Below are 16,137 nucleotides of genomic sequence, written 5' to 3'. Positions count from 1 at the left end.
ACACCCCTGCATCATACCAAGAGGGCTTTTTTTGATCAAGTCCCCGGAAAAGCTCCTAACGGGAATGCTCCTTTAATCAGACGTTACTCCAAGTATAATAAGAGAAACACAGGACGATCTATAAAATTGCAGTCATTCGATTGATTCTTAAAAGAAAAAAATCGTTCTCAAAACAAATCATTTTGAATAGAGATTGAAAATATGGTTATTACTTGCTCCTACATTTCCAGCCTGAACAATGCAGAAAAAAGCATTTTTTCATTGGCATGATTTTCTGGATGTACTCGCCCAAAATCCCCCTTCTTTTCCAACCTTGAAATGAAACGATCCTCTCTATGTATCGAAAAAGTGAAGCACCGGTAAGACATCGTCCACAAACCCGCACGTCTCAAACGAAAAAATAATAATTGAATATAAAAACAAAATATCGTATATTTATAAAAAGAATCTATGATCATACGATAGCGAGGGAGCCCGATGCACATTAGTCATGCCGTCACGAGCGATGTAAAAGACATCCATGCGTTAATTCAACACTTTGCGGAAAAGGGATTGGTGTTGCCCCGCTCGTTATTATCGATCTATCAGCACTTGCAATGCATGTATGTGGCCAAGGAGAATGATCAAATCGTCGGCACAGCGGGGCTGCATATCTTGGGGCACGATCTCGGGGAAGTCCGTTCGTTAGTCATATCCCCTGATCATATGGGAAAAGGAATCGGCCGCATGCTCGTTGACCATATTACGAACGAAGCCATCCGACTCGGAGTGAAGCGATTAATCTCCTTCACATACCAAATCGAGTTTTTTCAAAAATGCGGATTTGAAATTGCGGAAAAAGCAACGCTGCCTGAAAAAGTATGGATCGACTGTGTCAATTGCCCGAAACTCGACTGTTGCGATGAAACGGCCATGATTAAATACCTTTGATCCTTCTCCCGCCTGCGCAACCGCGGAGAGGTGGGAGATTTTTCTTTCGAAATCCCCGCCCTAGCAGGCGGTGAATGGAATTGCCTCCTCACAAACAATCCTCCCTGCAGGCGGCGCAGGGAGAACATCGATGATGAGGACGCCGATTCCTCGTTTCCCTCCCACTCATGTTGAGAAGCAAAGCCCTTCTCGCTTGAGAGGGTGAAACAACCGCTGATCGATCTCCTTTGTTCAATCATTCCCGTTTTCGCTTTTAAATCAATAATAGCAGATTACTTTCCTAGCTGTTCGAGCGTGTCGAGGAGTGAACGTCTTGCAAAATGCAGCCAATCACCTTTTCAAGCGAAGGTCGTTGGTTCTGGAAAAAAACAAAGATCACCTTGTTACGATTCGTTTTTCAACACTTGTTTTCATTGCTGAAGGAGCTCTTGCACCATACTCTTTAACTAAAGAACGTTCACGTCCATACTTCCATGTATATAGGTTAAAAGCTCATAAATCTTCTGAAGATAAGACCGTGGTATTTATCAGGGAATGGATTTTGTATTCATCCCCTACCCGCTTTAGCAAATACTCGGATGTAAACTTTTTCTTTTTGGCTGTCCCATCATTGTAATAAATGTCGTACTCCTCTTGCGTCAATATCGTAATCCCCTCATCGCTCCATTTGCAATTGGTGACTTGAACATCAACTAGATTTTCCTTGATTCCTTCGGAAACAACATGTTGAATGTATTTTTGCAACTCTTTGAAAATCGGACCGTTTTCATCAAGATACGGTTCAATAATCGAAAAGTCTCCTTCATTGTAGGAACTTACGGCTTTGGATAAGTAATCATCCATAAACCATTTGATTGTTGAATTGTAATAGCTCTCCCCATCTTGGACAATCTTATCCCAATGCAACGCTTCTATTTCCATGTTGTTAAATTCCAAGTCAGCTTCCTCATCTGCTCCCGAAACGGTCACCTCATCGGTTTTAATACGGCCGTTTTTATTTTGGTATTCAGCGTGTAAAGTCACAGATCCATTTTCATCGATTGGACCAAACGAATCGATCTCGTGAATCGTTTTTCCAGTTGGTTTTCCATTAACAAATAATTCTGCTTCCTCGACGTTTGAAGTGATGGATATAAAAGAAGCCTCCATCTCTGCCTCATAATCTAATTCATTTTTATGAGCTTCCGAAAAATCCAAAGTAAAATTTTTTCTTATCGTTGTGTAATCAGATTGATACGTAGCTGTCATTTTGTATGTTCCTGGAAAAAATAAACCAATTTTATATTTCTCATTGGCGTCACTCAACGTCTTCTCTTTTTGATCTATTTTTACGTGCACATGATCGAGATTACAAGATACCAACAAGCGGAACGGAATCACTTCAATAGAATATTGCTGATAAATTCCAAACTTTTTTTCTCCCTTCGCTAAAATGAACAGATCGTTTCCGTTTCGGTCTGTGACGGGAGAAAACAAGTGATATCCTTCTGGATTGTGAGCCTGTTTTCCTAATTCCGCAAACATTTGGTGTACATCGGCTTCTTCATTTATATATTGTAGGAAGCGTTTGGCATTTTCCTCTGTCCACGATAGATGAGGATTATCTTTCTTCAATAGGTCAATGAACTGCTTTACATTTTGCTCTTTTACCGCTGTTTCCAACTGAAAAACGAGTCTCTCAGGGTCAGAACGATACAATAATGTAAAATGAATAACCATGATGCAACACAATAGCAATAATCCTACACCCACCAGCCAATAAAACCTCTTCTGTCGTCCCCTTTCTCGAACTGCTTTCTCTCGATTTTCTTGCTTTGCGCCGCAATGGGGACAATATGACTTGGTCGAGTCTACATTTTCACCACAATTCGCGCAACGCATTATTTCATCCCCCTCTTTTGCTTAGCGAACTGCTGCAACCATGAACCTGCAAATGTGAACAATAGAGAAAAAATAAAGCATTTGACGAGCAGTGTTAACGGCTCTATAAAGAGAGCCATTGATCGTTTCACTTCAGTTTCTCCGTTGACGCTCACAAAATAGCTAATCCCTAGCCGAGAAAACTGGCAAATAGCCACTAATCCAATACTATACAAAGCGGCAAAAACGACAATTGGTTTCCATACTAGTTCATAATTCTGACGAATACGGTATCCAACATAAAGAAAAATGGCGATTGGCAATAAGATCAGCAGCTGCATATATATTTCTTTTTCAAAAAATCCCGTATGGAAAAGCCAATCGTATACTTCTTCATAGAATCCAGTATCGTTGCTTATCGGCTTCAAATCAGAAAACAAACCGTAAGTTACAGATTGATGATCATGGAGATTATCGCGCTGAAAATGTAATACTCCCAGATGAAGCATTGCCCATAGCCACACTGCCCATTGCATGGCTAAAGCAGCATAAAACAGCTTGGATAACACAGCTCCACCTGCGATCCATTCCAATTCATCGATCTCTAAGCGGGATATACCTAAAAACACAAAAGGTAGCAGCAAAACGAATAGCAGCCCAATTCCTCGCAGCTGCCAAGCACATCCACTGTAAATGACATCGCCATAACGAACGAATTGTTTTATTTCATGAACCGTTCGTTTGTATCCCCTCGAGATCCATATCCCTGTTCCAGCAAAAAAGAAAGAAAGAAGAACCCCATTGACTAAAGTAGTCCAAAACGGATACGTTCCTGTGATATGAAACGAAATAAGACCGTGATCATTTGTATTCATTTCATAAGAAAAACTAGCAACCAGCGATAAGATAGATAAACAAGTCCCGTAAAGGGAGGAAAAGACGATAAGATGACCCATCAGTGTACGCATATTGGTTCGCCATGCTTTTGCAAGCACCACCCCCCCTACAAATAGCGCAAGGAATGGAATGATAAGAAACCTAATAAGTCCAGTTTCTACTGAACCGCCTGCTTCACCAACTTGTCTATCAACATATGCTGCTGCATTCATTTTTATTTCTGGATTTACGGCATGAGTCCAAAGCGTAAAATCAGCCATTGCCTTAATCCAGTTTAGCTTCTCAATATTAGCACGATCCAAGTAGGACAATACGTATTCCAAATCATGTCTCAAACCTGGATTAACAGCATAAAGCCAAGATGACTTCATTCCTTTGATGGCCATTGCCGATAAGAGAAAAAGCACGATAAAGCTGGTTGATACTGCTAAAAGCACTCGTTTCCAACGCAAACTTTTACATAGATCCAACAAAGAAGAAATGGACAAACCTCGATACTTTTGATTTGCTTCGTCTTCCTCTTGCATATGTCTTATATTTTCGCTTTTAGCGATATGCACTTGAAACACCGGTGATCCACAAGATGAACAATACATACAATCGCTCAGTAAGGAATATCCGCAGTAAGGGCAAAAGGTTTTTTGATTCTTTGTATAAGCAAAAGAGATTTTTTCTTTTTGTAATGCCGTGCCATCCTTATAGCAGTAATTAGCCGAAGCAGGGTTTTGAGCACCACATGTTGTGCAATACATTCCTCTACCTCCCTACGCTAACTTTATACCACAACAAATACAAAACTCAGCCGGTTGCAGGATTGGTTGTTCGCATCGTGGGCACACGACGTATTGTTCTCTTTCTTCTTCTTTCTGTTTCACCGGCTGTCCACAAGCACCACAAAAGCGATCCTCCAAAGACAACGGCTGTCTGCAATGCACACACACTTTTCCTTCTGCTCCATGTTCCATGAGTTTCTCTAATTTGTTCTTTGTTTGATACAATGTTTTATCCAATTGTATTAGCACTTCCGAAAGGCTAAGAAGATCAGGATCTTCAATTTCTCCGAGCCTAATTTTTTTATAAATGGCTTCCCCTAATTTAATGAGCACCTCCGCTCGTTTTTCAACTGTCTCTTCGATAACATTTTTGCATTTATTGATTTCTTGGGCGATTTGCAGCTTTTGTTTTCCTTGCTCAATCGATTGCTGAATTTTCGTAATTCCTCCGCTTATCTTCGTTTGCAAATCCATTTACAAACCACCTCCAAAAACATATCTTTTCGCATCTTTGAACTAGCTGGTACGGACACTTCAAAAGGGATAGGACATATGTGCATCGGCTGACCAACTGTTCAGCATGATGTCGATAACATGGCTCTGCCCTGTCTATCTGTCTATCCAAGGAGGACGAATACCGCTGAATTCCACCCATTTCTCAATAAGAGAAACCTAACACAATCAACTTTTCTGTTTTGAATGAAAATGCTGGCGATTGGGGTGCGACAGCGGCTTTTCACTAGAATTCAAGGAAAAATGCTAACATTGAGACAGTAGATTCATCGCTAAAGAGACGATGATGATTGTCATGCTCTCATTACCACCACTTTTCCCCAAAACCGACACTATCCTTCATCACTTTATATACACAAAATATGTATATAATGTTATTACAACCTCCTTTTCCTTCATTTTTCCAATCTTTTAAACATCAATAATGATAGCATAGTACCTTTGTCGTATCAATCATATTTTTGGTCGAATAGTGTAGAAAAAGCGGTTGAGATGACGAATTTTGTCTCGCTCTTTCTTTCAGTTAGTTGGTTCTACAAGTCAAGCTGTATAAAGCAGTTCGCAGTTGTTTTCTCACTTAAAACCGTCTATAATCGAAATGACGTGGCTAAAATTTTCTTGAAGCAAAGGAAGAGCAACGATGAGGGCAAAACGCAGAAAAACGAGAATGTGGCTTCGTTGGTTGATAGCTGCATTAGTTATATTGTTGATTGGAACAGGGGCATTTGCCTACTCTGTTTATCACCATATGAAACAAACGGCAAATCAAATGCACGAAGACGTCAACTGGAAATCGGAAAAACGGCAAGAGGATGTATCATTCGAGCGGAAGACACCGATTTCGATCTTGTTGATTGGTGTTGACGAGCGGAAGGGAGACCGTGGTCGTGCGGATACGCTCATCGTCATGACGGTCAATCCGAACAAACAGTCGATTGAGATGGTCAGCGTCCCGCGCGATACGAGAACAGAGATAATCGGAAAAGGGACGAAAGATAAAATCAACCATTCGTACGCCTTTGGCGGAGTCGAGATGACGATGGCGACGGTTGAGCATTTCTTGGACATCCCGATCGACTATTACATTAAAGTCAATATGGAAAGCTTCCGCGATATCGTCAATGCGGTCGGGGGAGTGACGGTGAACAACCCGTTTGCCTTTACGTACGAAGGAACGTACTTTTCCAAAGGGAAGATTACGCTCAATGGGGACGAAGCGCTGAAATATTCGCGCATGCGGTATGACGACCCGCGCGGCGATTTTGGGCGCCAAGACCGCCAGAAACAAATCATTCAAGCCATTATTGAGAAAGGGGCAAGCTTCTCGTCGCTCACGAACTATAGCGATGTGCTCACGGCGATCGGGAAGAACATCAAAACGAACTTAACGTTTGAGGAAATGAAAGAAATTCAGGCGAACTACAAAGATGCCCGTAAACAGATCAAGCAGCTGCACATCACCGGTCAAGGGACGAAAATTAACGGAATCTATTATTTAATCGTGCCGGAGAGCGAGCGGTTGGCCGTTTCCAATGAGTTAAAAGAACATCTTGAATTGAAGACGACAGCAGTAAAATAAATACACAAAACAGGGATGCCCAAAAAGAGACCATTCTCTTTGGGCACCCTTATTTTTCTCACTCGTCTTTATTGTCTTTGTCATTCGCATCCCGCCGATCCTCGACCGGGTCTTCGCGGTCCGGCACTCTGTCCCGCTCATCGTCGCCCGGTCCGTTGTTCGTGTCGTCTCCCGGCGGGAGTTGATTGTTTTGATTGTCGTTCAAATCGGTATCGCGGTTGTCCGGGATGCCGTCGTTGTCTTTGTCGTTGTCCACGTCGTCGTTTTGGTTGATGTCATCGGCCGGGTTCATGTCTCGGTCGTTGACATCGTTTTGGTTGTTTGGCGGCGGCGGGTTGTTGTTATCACGGTTCATATTGCATCCAGCTGCCAAAAAGAGGGCGACAAGGGCGCTAAACAGCCGGATCAGCACCGCTTTTTTCTTCATCCTCTCTACTCCTTTCCATCGGTTGTAGTGACCTTATGTAAGACCGGTCCTTGCTTATCTTTCCCCGAACGGATGATTTCATGCATGAAATGCGGAGGGATCCGTTTCTGCGCTACTTTTCGGTGATCTCTCGGAGGCTGGTGATTTCATCCTATATAAGTTGAAATTTTGTTTTACATCCCGCTGATTCCTCTCATATCAACTTGCACTTAGATGAAACCCGCAACGAAAAATCGGAAATTCTTTATTGAAACTTATATAGATACGGGTTTTCCATGTCATTTCTCAATTAGAAAAACCTTGTTGCATCGGCTCCGCGCGTTCTCCCATTGATGAAGGGAGCCAATGGTTTTTCACCACAGCCTTCTCGGCCAAAAACGAAGAGGATGTCCCGAACGGAACGGGACATCCTCTTTTCCCACTATATACGCAACATGTTCTTCCTATTTTGCCTATCTTGAAGACGGGCCACCTTTTCGGTCCGCGCGGGTTCCATTTAACGAGACGGTTTGTCCCCCAAAGCGAACATGAGCTCTGTTTCGCAAACGAGCTCGCCGTCGACAGTGGCGACGCCTTTGCCTTTGCCGATGGCGCCGCGGGCGCGGAGAATTTCCACTTCGAGGCGGAGCTGGTCGCCTGGTTTCACTTGCTTTTTAAACCGGCAGTTGTCGATACCGGCGAAAAAGGCGAGGCGGCCGCGGTTTTCCTCGCTTTGCAAGAGGACGACAGCACCGACTTGAGCGAGCGCTTCGACGATCAACACGCCAGGCATAACGGGGTATTCGGGGAAATGACCGGCGAAAAACGCTTCGTTGGCGCTGACGTTTTTGAGGCCGACAGCGCGTTTGCCTTCTTCCATTTCAACAATGCGGTCCACAAGCAAAAACGGGTAACGGTGTGGGATGATGGCTTGAATTTGTTGGACATCAAGCATCGGAAACGCTCCTTTCTGCTGGAATCAAGAAGGCTGGTGATGGAAGGGAGCCGTCCGCTTCCTATCATCATTTCTCCAATTGAACATGCAGCACCGTTCCTGCTTTGCCCAGTTCACTCATCGCTCACCGTTTACCAGCCTTCAAGGAGGGCGGTCTTGTCTCTATGCCCCTTTTTGGACAAAGTCAAAAATGTGCTGCCATGTCGACGGACGAAACACGTCAAGCCAGTGCCCGTCGCCGATGACGCTGTAGCCGACAGCCACTCCCACCGCTAGGCAGATGACCATCAGTGCGATGACCATGATCAGCCGCAGCAGCACTGAAACGAACCGGGCGCGCGCAAAATGGCGCGTTTCCGGCGTTGTTTCCGCCTCAGACGGCGGGGAGGTTTTCGTCACCGGCGGCCGTTCTTGCAAGGCCGCGGCGCTCCCGTCGGTCGAAAACGCGGCCAAGCGCGCTTTCCTTCGCTGTTTTCGCCGTTCGCTGCGAGAAAGCGGCTCGTTTTTCGTTTCGTTGCCCATGTTCATCTCTCCTTAAGAGGAGCGCACGTTGTTAATGAGCCCGAGCATTTGTTCGGAAATGGAAATGGCGCGGGCGTTGAGCTGATAGGCACGGCTCGTTGTCATCAGGCCGACGAGTTCCTCGCCAAGATCGACGTTCGCTTGTTCGAGCGCGCCTTGCTTGATGCGGATTTGGTTGCGCAAACCGCCGTTCAACTCTTCACTGGCGCCTGGGACGGCAGGCAGAGTGAAGACGTTGTCGCCTTGGGCCTCAAGAAGCTGCGGGCGGCGAATCGCCGTGACACCCAAGTTGACGCGGGCGACGGCCGCTCCATTGGCGTCGATGGCGGTCAACGTTCCCGTCGGTGACAGCTGCACGTCATGCGTATTCGCTGGCAGCACGATCGGTGCGTTCGTTTCATCAAGCACGAACAGGCCGTCGCTTGTCGTTAACGCGAGCTGGCCGTTCATCGGCGTCAGCGAAAAATTGCCGGCGCGCGTGTAGCCGATCGCAGCCGCGCCGCTGCCGTCGACGGTGCGGACGCGAAACCATTGGTTAGTCGCGGTGAAAGCGAAATCGAGGGCGCGGCCCGTCTCGACAAGCGGCCCTTGCGCAGTGACGAGCATCGTCGAAGCGAGTCCAGCCCCGTTTCCGTAGCGCACCCCCGTCGGCGTTTGCCGGGGCGCTTCGTCGTTCGGCAGGCGGTCGACTTGCTGGGCCAGCAGCTCAGCGAAGCTCGCTTCGCGCCGTTGAAAGCCGACGGTGTTGCTGTTGGCGATGTTATGGCTGATCGTATCAAGCCGCTGCTGCAACGCGTTCATCGTATTAGCGGCGGTGAACATCGAGCGGAGCACAGGCTTGTCCCCCTTTCATCATTTTAGGCGGCCGACTTCGTTGACGGCCTTGTCCAAACTGCGGTCGTACGCTTGCACGATTTTTTGGTTCGCTTCAAAGGCGCGGTAGGCGGCGAGCAAGTCGGTCATCGTCCGCTCGACGTCGACGTTCGACCGCTCAATGAAGCGCTGCTTTACGGTATACGTCACATTGCCCGGCGCCGGCGGCAGCGGACCTCCGGTGCTGCGGAAGAACCCGTTTCCTTCCTTCACTAAGGTGTTCGGATTGGCGGCAAACGCGACACCAAGACGAGCGGTTGCCCCTGTTTCGTCGATGATCGTTCCATCGTCACGGACGGAAAACTGTTCGCTTGACAGAGGGATGCGCTCACCGCTCGCATCAAGCACATACCAGCCGTTTTGGGTCGTCAAATAGCCGTCCGGGCTCAACGTGAAATGCCCGTTTCTTGTGTAACGGATCTCGCCTTGATCGTTTTCAACGGCAAAAAACAGCGCGCCGCGCTCCCCGCTCGTTGGATCGACCGGAACTTGTCCATCTATTAAGGCGACATCGGTCGAAAGCCCGGTTTCTTTGATATCCCCTTGGCGAAAGTTCGGAATCAGTTCTTGCATATAAACGCTGGTATTGAGCGGGCCGATCACGGTTTGGGTCGGAATGGCGCGCGGGGGATTGGCTGGAACCGAACGATCGGCAAGCCGGCTCATCAATAGCTCCGGAAACGCCCTCATCGCTCCAACGTCCGCTTTATACCCCGGCGTTTCGACGTTCGCCAAATTGTTCGTCAGCCAATCGACGCGGCGCTGTTGCGCGAGCATGCCGCTGGCGGCTGTATACAGTCCTCTCAACATGGCCATCACCTCGCTTGTCCTCATTTTTGGCCTTCGTTCGTCGCAACGTTCGGACGCCGTAGCCTTATTTTGTCGCTTTTCATCATTCGCTGGCCCTTCGCGCTCATTGGGCGACCTAAGAGACCGGTGATGCAATCGTGCATACCGCTTCCTGTCATTGTTTCTCAAATAGAAAAGCTTTGTCGCATCAGGATCGTCTTTCAAACGCTCCCCCATTGCTCAAAAGAAACAACCGTTTTTCACCAGCTCTCTAGAAGGCTGGGGATTTAGTGCAAAATACTACTGATTCCATCCGTTTCTCAATTAGAGAAGCCTTGCAAAATCAAGTTTCTTTTCTGAATGAACATGCCGCCGATTCGTGTGTGACAGCGATTTTTCACCAGCTCTCTAGGAGGTTGGGGATTTCATCCTAGATACGGGTTTTCCATTTTATTTCTCAATTAGAAAAACCTTGTTGAATCGGCCCCACGCGTTCTCCCATTGATGAAGGGACTCAGCCGTTTTTCACCGGTTTTCTAAGCCATCTCGGTTCGCGGCCTCAACCGAAAAGGCCGACAACCTTCCGCAAGGCAAAAGAAGCTGCGCGGTCTTGGCGGCGCAGACAACGGCCCTTTTTCTTTATTATAGATGGGCAAAAGCGGCCGCCGCATCCCCCGCCTTTCCTTTTTTCGCGCATCTTCTGTCCGCCCGTGGGGCGCTGGCGATGAATCAACCGTTAAAGAAGCTGCGTTTTCGGCGCGCGGTCGATGTTCTCGAGCATCAATCCGGTGCCAAGAGCGACGCAGTCCATCGGATTCTCGGCGACAAACACCGGGAGCTTCAGCTCTTCTGACAGCAGCAAATCAATGCCATGAAGCAAGGCGCCGCCCCCCGTCAAGATGACGCCGCGATCGATAATGTCCGCCGACAGCTCTGGCGGCGTGCGCTCAAGCACGCTTTTGGCCGCTTGGACAATCAATGACACCGGTTCGCGGAGAGCGCGTTCGATTTCATCGGAACGGATCGTAATCGTGCGCGGCAGCCCGGTGACAAGATCGCGGCCGCGGACGTCGATTTCCTCGGCCCGTGCGCCTGGGAATACCGTTGCCACTTTGATTTTGATTTCTTCGGCCGTTCGCTCCCCAATGAGCAGTTTATATTCACGCTTGATATAGTTTAAAATTTCCATATCAAACTTGTCCCCGGCCATCTTAATGGAAGAGGCGGTGACAATGTCTCCCATCGAGAGAACTGCGACATCGGTCGTGCCACCGCCAATATCGACGACCATGTTTCCGCACGGCTGAAAAATGTCCATTCCGGCGCCAATGGCAGCGACTTTCGGCTCTTCCTCCAAGTACACTTTTTTGCCGCCGCTTTTTTCCGCCGCTTCTTTGATCGCTTTCCGCTCGACGGATGTCGTGTTCGTCGGGCAACAAATCAAAATGCGCGGTTTGGCGAAAAAGCCTTTGAGGTCGAGCTTGCTTAAAAAGTGCCTAAGCATCGCTTCGGTAATGTCAAAATCGGCAATGACGCCGTCTTTGAGCGGCCGAATGGCAACAATATTCCCAGGAGTACGTCCGACCATTCGTCGTGCTTCTTCGCCGACTGCCAGCACCTTGTTTGTATTTTTGTCGATCGCCACGACGGACGGCTCATTGAGCACGATGCCTTTGCCTTTGACGAAAATGAGGACGTTCGCCGTGCCTAGGTCAATCCCGATATCTCGTGAAAACATACCTTGCCCTCCTTGCCTCTGCCCTAAAAAATCATTCCTAATAGGTTATTTTACCATATGGCGACCGCAAACGGCAGATGGCAAGGAAAAAAGTCAGTTATTTTTTACCGCCTGTTTTTTATACTTTTTCTTTGTCGCTTCACCGCCGCGCAAATGGCGGATCGATTTATGGTAATCGAGAATTTGTTTGACTTCTTGGGCCAGCTCCGGGTTGATTTCCGGCAGCCGCTCGGTCAAGTCTTTATGAACGGTGCTTTTGGACACGCCAAATTCCTTCGCGATGACGCGAACGGTTTTCCTCGTCTCCACGATATACTTGCCAATCTTGATCGTACGCTCTTTGATGTAATCGTGCACACCACTCGCCCTCCCTAAGTTGGATGTGAGAAGTGAGAAGTGTGAAATGAGACTCGTCTTGCCTATGATGAGCGCCGCTTTCGTTGGATGTCTCGGAAGCGTCTTCGCCGCGTCGCTTGCCGGTTGTGAACGATCCCCACCTCAACCACTCTCATTGCTGTTCAATTTGTAACATTTTATTAGACAAATCGGGCATATATACCAGAAACATCAAGGCGGACAACGGTTTTTTTCACAATTTTTTACGGTTTGTAACGAACGGAAAATGGGAAACGACTATATTGTAAAAGAGGTGAAAAGGAGGCACCGACATGGGCAAAAGAAAAGTGATCGGCATCGTTGCGGCATTAGCAGGGATGACGGCAGCGAACGCACTGCTCGTGCATGTTAATGCCGACGATCGGCCGCAGGCAAAAAACCACATTCTTGGCCCCGCCCCAGCAGGCAAACCGGGATCCGCAGGCGGGAAAGGCATCATCGCTGGGACGTTGGAGCCGTCATTGACATATAAGAAGAAAGACGGCGTCTATGTGTTTACCTTCACAGTGAAAAACCAAACCGAGCGCGTGCAAACCGTAACATTCACGAGCGGAAAAAAATACGACTACATTTTGTACTGCGATGGCAAAAAGGTGAAGCAGTTCAGCGAAGGAAAGATGTTTACGCAAATTTACGAGCAGCGGACGTTAAAACAAGGACAAGAACTGTCCTTTCAGGAAACGTTCCGCCACCTAAAACCTGGAACATACACACTTGAGTGGTGGCTCGCCGACAAAAACTGGCCGAACGCCCGGGCGAAGGTGACGTTTACAATCAAATAAAAAACGAGCGAAAGAGGGAGCGAAGGAGCGGAATCCCCTCTTTCGCCGCTACATATGTGAGTTTCACCAAGCGGCGACCGCTCCATCCGTGCGCGGCTCCGTCCCGGCAGCGAGCACGCCGGTGTCAGGATCGCGCCAAATGATTTGCCCGCGCCCGAACGGGCCGCCGTCAAGCGCCACGCGGATGTCATGCCCTTTGCGAGCGAGCGCTTCGGCGATATGACGCGGGAAGTGCGGCTCGACGAGCACGGTTTTCCCTTCTAGCCACTGCCAACGCGGCGCATCGAGCGCCGCTTGCGGATTCAGCGCGAAATCGACCGTGTTCATGATCACTTGCATATGCCCTTGCGGCTGCATGAATCCGCCCATGACGCCAAACGGGCCGATCGGTGTGCCGCCTTTCGTCAAAAAGCCGGGGATGATCGTATGGTACGGCTTTTTCCTTGGAGCGAGCCCGTTCGGATGGCCGTCATCAAAGGCGAAGTTATGGCCGCGGTTGTGCAAGGCGATGCCCGTGCCCGGGATGACGAGGCCGGATCCGAAGCCCATGTAATTGCTTTGAATATAGGACACCATATTCCCTTCACCGTCAGCGGCAGCCAAATAGACCGTTCCGCCTTTTGGCGGCGTTCCCGGCTCTGGCATGAGCGCCTCCTTGCCGATTTGCGCCCGGCGCATCGCAGCAAACGATTCCGATAACAGCTCGTCTAGACTGTAGTCCATATAGCGGCGGTCGGCGATGTACGCCTTCCCGTCGGCAAAGGCCAGCTTCATCGCCTCAATTTGCCGGTGGTGCGTCTTGACATCCGGCATGCTTGGGACGTCAAAGCCGTTCATGATGTTGAGCGCCATCAACGCGACAAGCCCTTGGCCGTTCGGCGGGATTTCCCATACGTCATAGCCGCGGTAGGAAACGGAAATCGGCTCAACCCATTCCGGTTCATACTCGGCGAGATCCTCGAGCGTCAAAAAGCCGTCGTATTGCTTCGAAAAGGCGGCGATTTTTTCCGCCAGCTCGCCGCGGTAAAAGCTTTCCGCTTCCGTTTCCGCGATCGAGCGAAGCGTCGCCGCATGAGCAGGCGACGCCCACACTTCCCCGATCTTTGGCGCGCGGCCGCCCGGCGCAAACGTCGCGAACCACGAAGCGAACTCCGGCCCGCGAAGCGCCTCTTTGTATGTACGAAACGCCGCGGCCCAGCACTTTCCGAGCACAGGTGATACCGGGTAGCCGTTTTCCGCATAAGCGATCGCCGGCGCGAGCGTGTCGGCAAGCGGCAGGCAGCCGAAGCGCTTCGACAGCGCCGCCCATGCCGCCGGCGCCCCCGGCACCGTCACCGGGGCGAAACCGTATGTTGGCATCTCCGTATAGCCGCGCTCTTTCAACGCTTCAATCGAGATCGCGTTCGGCGCATAGCCGCTCGCGTTTAAGCCGTACAACTTCCCGTTCGTCCACACAAGGGCGAACGCATCGCCGCCGATGCCGTTCGAGGTCGGCTCGACGACCGTTAAGCAAGCGGCCGCAGCCACCGCCGCATCGATGGCGTTGCCGCCTTTTTTCAGCACCTCAAGCCCCGCTTGCGCCGCGAGCGGCTGCGATGTCGCCACAACACCGTTTTTGGCGAACACCGTCATCCGCTGCGATGGGTGTGGGTGGTATAAGTAGTCCATGGCCGCGCTCCCCTTTCTTTTGTTCAGGAAATAGAGTCAATAGTATGAATTTTCCTTTTGTTTTATTTTAAAAGAAAAAGGGTGGTGATTTCTAGTCATATTATGTAAAAAAAGGAATATCGAAAAAAATAATTCTTGCAGCTTTAACTCCACCCACCCCGGAAAGCGATGCACGGCTCGAGACGGAAAAGTTCCATGGACAGCGCGGCCTGCCGTCCACCCGGGGATGGTCCCGCCTTTTCACGCAAAAGATCCATGGGCAATTTTTGCCCTCCACCCGGGGATGAAAAGGGCCGCTTCAAGCGCGCGTTTTTAAGAAAAAGTTCCATGGACAATGCGTCCTGCCTTCCACCCGAGGATGGTCCTGCCTTTTCACGCAAAAGATCCATGGGCAACGTTTTGCCCTCCACTTGGGGATGAAAATCCGCACCAGCTCGGCATGTTCACGAAAAAGACCTGTCCGCTTGCTGGCAAACGGACAGGCCTTTTCGCTTTCGCTGTCAGACGCCGTGGCCGGTTACGCTCTGGCCATGCCAATGGAGGCGTCTGGCGTTTTGTAAGAGGAAGCGTCCTCATTTTGTTCGGAATGATCGTCGCTTGGCGCCGTGGTGTTGTCATCAGCCGGTGTTTGTTCGGTTTCGGTCGGCGCTGTTTCATCGCTTGGCATCAATTGCTTTTCTTTGTTGGTGGCGGCGCGGTCATCACCGGCGTGATCTTTCGCTTGATCAGTCAAAGCGGTTAACGGTTTGTCAATGTATTCGATCGGATTGACGGGTTTGCCGTCTTTGCGGATTTCAAAATGAACGTGAATGCCGGCTTCCTTGTTGAACTCGCTTTGCCCTGCCTTGCCGATCACTTCGCCTTGTTTCACCGTATCGCCGGCTTCCACTTTCACATCAGCGAGCGATTGATAGACGGTCGTGACCCCTTGTTCATGATTGATTTCGACAACATAGCCTAAAATCGGGTCTTTTTCCGCTTTCGCCACCGTGCCGCTCAGCGCAGCGGTCACGTCAAACGTTTTGCCGTCTTGGCGCGCCAAGTCGATGCCTTGGTTCGGGTGGTACGTATGATCATAAAAGACAAGGGCTGCTTCCTGTTCTTGTTCCGATGCGTCGTCATCATAGAACGGCGTTTTTACTTGCACCGCGTTCGGATCGAGCACAGGCATGGCGATGTTCTCTACCGTCTCATTGACCGGGACCGCCGGGTTTTCTTGCTGAGCGGCGCCGTTTTCGGCGACGTTGTCTTTGCCTGTATTCTCATCTTTGCCCAGTTGGAACCAAAGCGCGCCAGCGACAATCAATGCGGCCGATGATAAATAAATCGCCGGAAATACCCAACGTTTGCGGAACAGACGCTTCAGCGACGATTGTTTTTGTTCCTCTCTCATGTTCATCACCTCAGCAACCATTTTGAACAGAAAGAGGAAAAGATATACACGCCGAAAGCAATT

At 49.3% G+C, this 16,137-nt stretch carries 15 protein-coding genes; 3 read left to right on the top strand and 12 right to left on the bottom strand.

What is annotated here, in order from left to right:
- Window positions 1-477: 477 nt before the first annotated feature.
- Window positions 478-930 (top strand): N-acetyltransferase, encoded by a 453-nt coding sequence (locus B4113_RS12090; RefSeq protein ID WP_033842900.1) that lies wholly within the window; start codon window positions 478-480, stop codon window positions 928-930.
- A 492-nt stretch (window positions 931-1,422) separates the two neighbouring features.
- Here B4113_RS12090 and B4113_RS12085 read toward each other — a convergent pair whose 3' ends face one another.
- The 3 genes from B4113_RS12085 to B4113_RS12075 are packed head-to-tail and all read right to left on the bottom strand — an operon-like array spanning window position 1,423 to window position 4,934.
- Window positions 1,423-2,811: a zinc ribbon domain-containing protein gene (locus B4113_RS12085; RefSeq protein ID WP_033842899.1), complete on the bottom strand. Its 1,389-nt coding sequence runs from the start codon at window positions 2,809-2,811 to the stop codon at window positions 1,423-1,425.
- The gene (locus B4113_RS12080; protein WP_061912532.1) at window positions 2,811-4,439 is read right to left on the bottom strand and encodes a zinc ribbon domain-containing protein; all 1,629 of its coding nucleotides are present in this window, start codon (window positions 4,437-4,439) and stop codon (window positions 2,811-2,813) included. The genes B4113_RS12085 and B4113_RS12080 overlap by 1 nt, the downstream gene beginning before the upstream one ends.
- A gap of 12 nt (window positions 4,440-4,451) precedes the next feature.
- Window positions 4,452-4,934, bottom strand: coding sequence for a zinc ribbon domain-containing protein (locus B4113_RS12075; RefSeq protein WP_033842897.1), 483 nt, complete (start codon window positions 4,932-4,934; stop codon window positions 4,452-4,454).
- 679 nt (window positions 4,935-5,613) lie between these two features.
- Here B4113_RS12075 and B4113_RS12070 point away from each other — a divergent pair.
- Window positions 5,614-6,552: a LytR family transcriptional regulator gene (locus B4113_RS12070; protein ID WP_033842896.1), complete on the top strand. Its 939-nt coding sequence runs from the start codon at window positions 5,614-5,616 to the stop codon at window positions 6,550-6,552.
- Window positions 6,553-6,610: 58 nt separating this feature from the next.
- On the opposite strand, the gene B4113_RS12065 is transcribed toward B4113_RS12070, so the two are convergent.
- From B4113_RS12065 to spoIIID, 7 genes are all read right to left on the bottom strand, one after another.
- Entirely contained in the window at window positions 6,611-6,979 is a 369-nt protein-coding gene (locus B4113_RS12065; RefSeq protein ID WP_033842895.1) for a hypothetical protein, read from the bottom strand.
- Between the two features lie 496 nt (window positions 6,980-7,475).
- Entirely contained in the window at window positions 7,476-7,913 is a 438-nt protein-coding gene (gene fabZ / locus B4113_RS12060; RefSeq protein ID WP_033842894.1) for a 3-hydroxyacyl-ACP dehydratase FabZ, read from the bottom strand.
- A gap of 162 nt (window positions 7,914-8,075) precedes the next feature.
- Window positions 8,076-8,435, bottom strand: a complete 360-nt coding sequence (locus B4113_RS12055; protein ID WP_033842893.1) for a DNA-directed RNA polymerase subunit beta — start codon at window positions 8,433-8,435, stop codon at window positions 8,076-8,078.
- A gap of 12 nt (window positions 8,436-8,447) precedes the next feature.
- Complete coding sequence (locus tag B4113_RS12050; RefSeq protein ID WP_033842892.1) at window positions 8,448-9,269, bottom strand: flagellar hook-basal body protein; 822 nt, start codon at window positions 9,267-9,269, stop codon at window positions 8,448-8,450.
- 18 nt (window positions 9,270-9,287) lie between these two features.
- Entirely contained in the window at window positions 9,288-10,118 is an 831-nt protein-coding gene (locus B4113_RS12045) for a flagellar hook-basal body protein (protein ID WP_033844740.1), read from the bottom strand.
- A gap of 715 nt (window positions 10,119-10,833) precedes the next feature.
- Window positions 10,834-11,835 (bottom strand): rod shape-determining protein, encoded by a 1,002-nt coding sequence (locus tag B4113_RS12040; protein ID WP_033842891.1) that lies wholly within the window; start codon window positions 11,833-11,835, stop codon window positions 10,834-10,836.
- Between the two features lie 93 nt (window positions 11,836-11,928).
- Entirely contained in the window at window positions 11,929-12,192 is a 264-nt protein-coding gene (gene spoIIID, locus B4113_RS12035; protein WP_008880665.1) for a sporulation transcriptional regulator SpoIIID, read from the bottom strand.
- Between the two features lie 311 nt (window positions 12,193-12,503).
- On the opposite strand from spoIIID, the gene B4113_RS12030 reads away from it, so the two are divergent.
- A complete protein-coding gene (locus tag B4113_RS12030) occupies window positions 12,504-13,013 on the top strand; it encodes a BsuPI-related putative proteinase inhibitor (RefSeq protein ID WP_033842890.1) in 510 nt (169 codons plus the stop codon).
- Between the two features lie 63 nt (window positions 13,014-13,076).
- Here the strand turns inward: B4113_RS12030 and B4113_RS12025 are convergent, their stop codons facing one another.
- Together B4113_RS12025 and B4113_RS12015 are read right to left on the bottom strand one after the other, a co-directional pair.
- Window positions 13,077-14,681 carry a gamma-glutamyltransferase family protein gene (locus tag B4113_RS12025; RefSeq protein WP_033842889.1) on the bottom strand — a complete coding sequence of 535 codons (1,605 nt, stop codon included), beginning with the start codon at window positions 14,679-14,681 and terminating at the stop codon, window positions 13,077-13,079.
- A gap of 517 nt (window positions 14,682-15,198) precedes the next feature.
- Complete coding sequence (locus B4113_RS12015) at window positions 15,199-16,074, bottom strand: M23 family metallopeptidase (protein WP_033842887.1); 876 nt, start codon at window positions 16,072-16,074, stop codon at window positions 15,199-15,201.
- Window positions 16,075-16,137 lie beyond the last annotated feature (63 nt).

It is taken from the genome of Geobacillus sp. B4113_201601 (assembly GCF_001587475.1).
In the GTDB taxonomy this organism is placed as follows: Bacteria; Bacillota; Bacilli; order Bacillales; family Anoxybacillaceae; genus Geobacillus; species Geobacillus icigianus.
Note: the sequence above shows the minus strand (reverse complement) of the source record. Positions and strands in the feature narration are given on the sequence as shown.

Bases quoted from the DNA above. Each gene is read 5' to 3' on its own strand.
- B4113_RS12090 (WP_033842900.1), top strand. From the start codon at position 478: ATGCACATTAGTCATGCCGTCACGAGCGATGTAAAAGACATCCATGCG.
- B4113_RS12085 (WP_033842899.1), bottom strand. From the start codon at position 2,811: ATGCGTTGCGCGAATTGTGGTGAAAATGTAGACTCGACCAAGTCATAT.
- B4113_RS12080 (WP_061912532.1), bottom strand. From the start codon at position 4,439: ATGTATTGCACAACATGTGGTGCTCAAAACCCTGCTTCGGCTAATTAC.
- B4113_RS12075 (WP_033842897.1), bottom strand. From the start codon at position 4,934: ATGGATTTGCAAACGAAGATAAGCGGAGGAATTACGAAAATTCAGCAA.
- B4113_RS12070 (WP_033842896.1), top strand. From the start codon at position 5,614: ATGAGGGCAAAACGCAGAAAAACGAGAATGTGGCTTCGTTGGTTGATA.
- B4113_RS12065 (WP_033842895.1), bottom strand. From the start codon at position 6,979: ATGAAGAAAAAAGCGGTGCTGATCCGGCTGTTTAGCGCCCTTGTCGCC.
- fabZ (WP_033842894.1), bottom strand. From the start codon at position 7,913: ATGCTTGATGTCCAACAAATTCAAGCCATCATCCCACACCGTTACCCG.
- B4113_RS12055 (WP_033842893.1), bottom strand. From the start codon at position 8,435: ATGGGCAACGAAACGAAAAACGAGCCGCTTTCTCGCAGCGAACGGCGA.
- B4113_RS12045 (WP_033844740.1), bottom strand. From the start codon at position 10,118: ATGTTGAGAGGACTGTATACAGCCGCCAGCGGCATGCTCGCGCAACAG.
- B4113_RS12040 (WP_033842891.1), bottom strand. From the start codon at position 11,835: ATGTTTTCACGAGATATCGGGATTGACCTAGGCACGGCGAACGTCCTC.
- B4113_RS12030 (WP_033842890.1), top strand. From the start codon at position 12,504: ATGGGCAAAAGAAAAGTGATCGGCATCGTTGCGGCATTAGCAGGGATG.
- B4113_RS12025 (WP_033842889.1), bottom strand. From the start codon at position 14,681: ATGGACTACTTATACCACCCACACCCATCGCAGCGGATGACGGTGTTC.
- B4113_RS12015 (WP_033842887.1), bottom strand. From the start codon at position 16,074: ATGAGAGAGGAACAAAAACAATCGTCGCTGAAGCGTCTGTTCCGCAAA.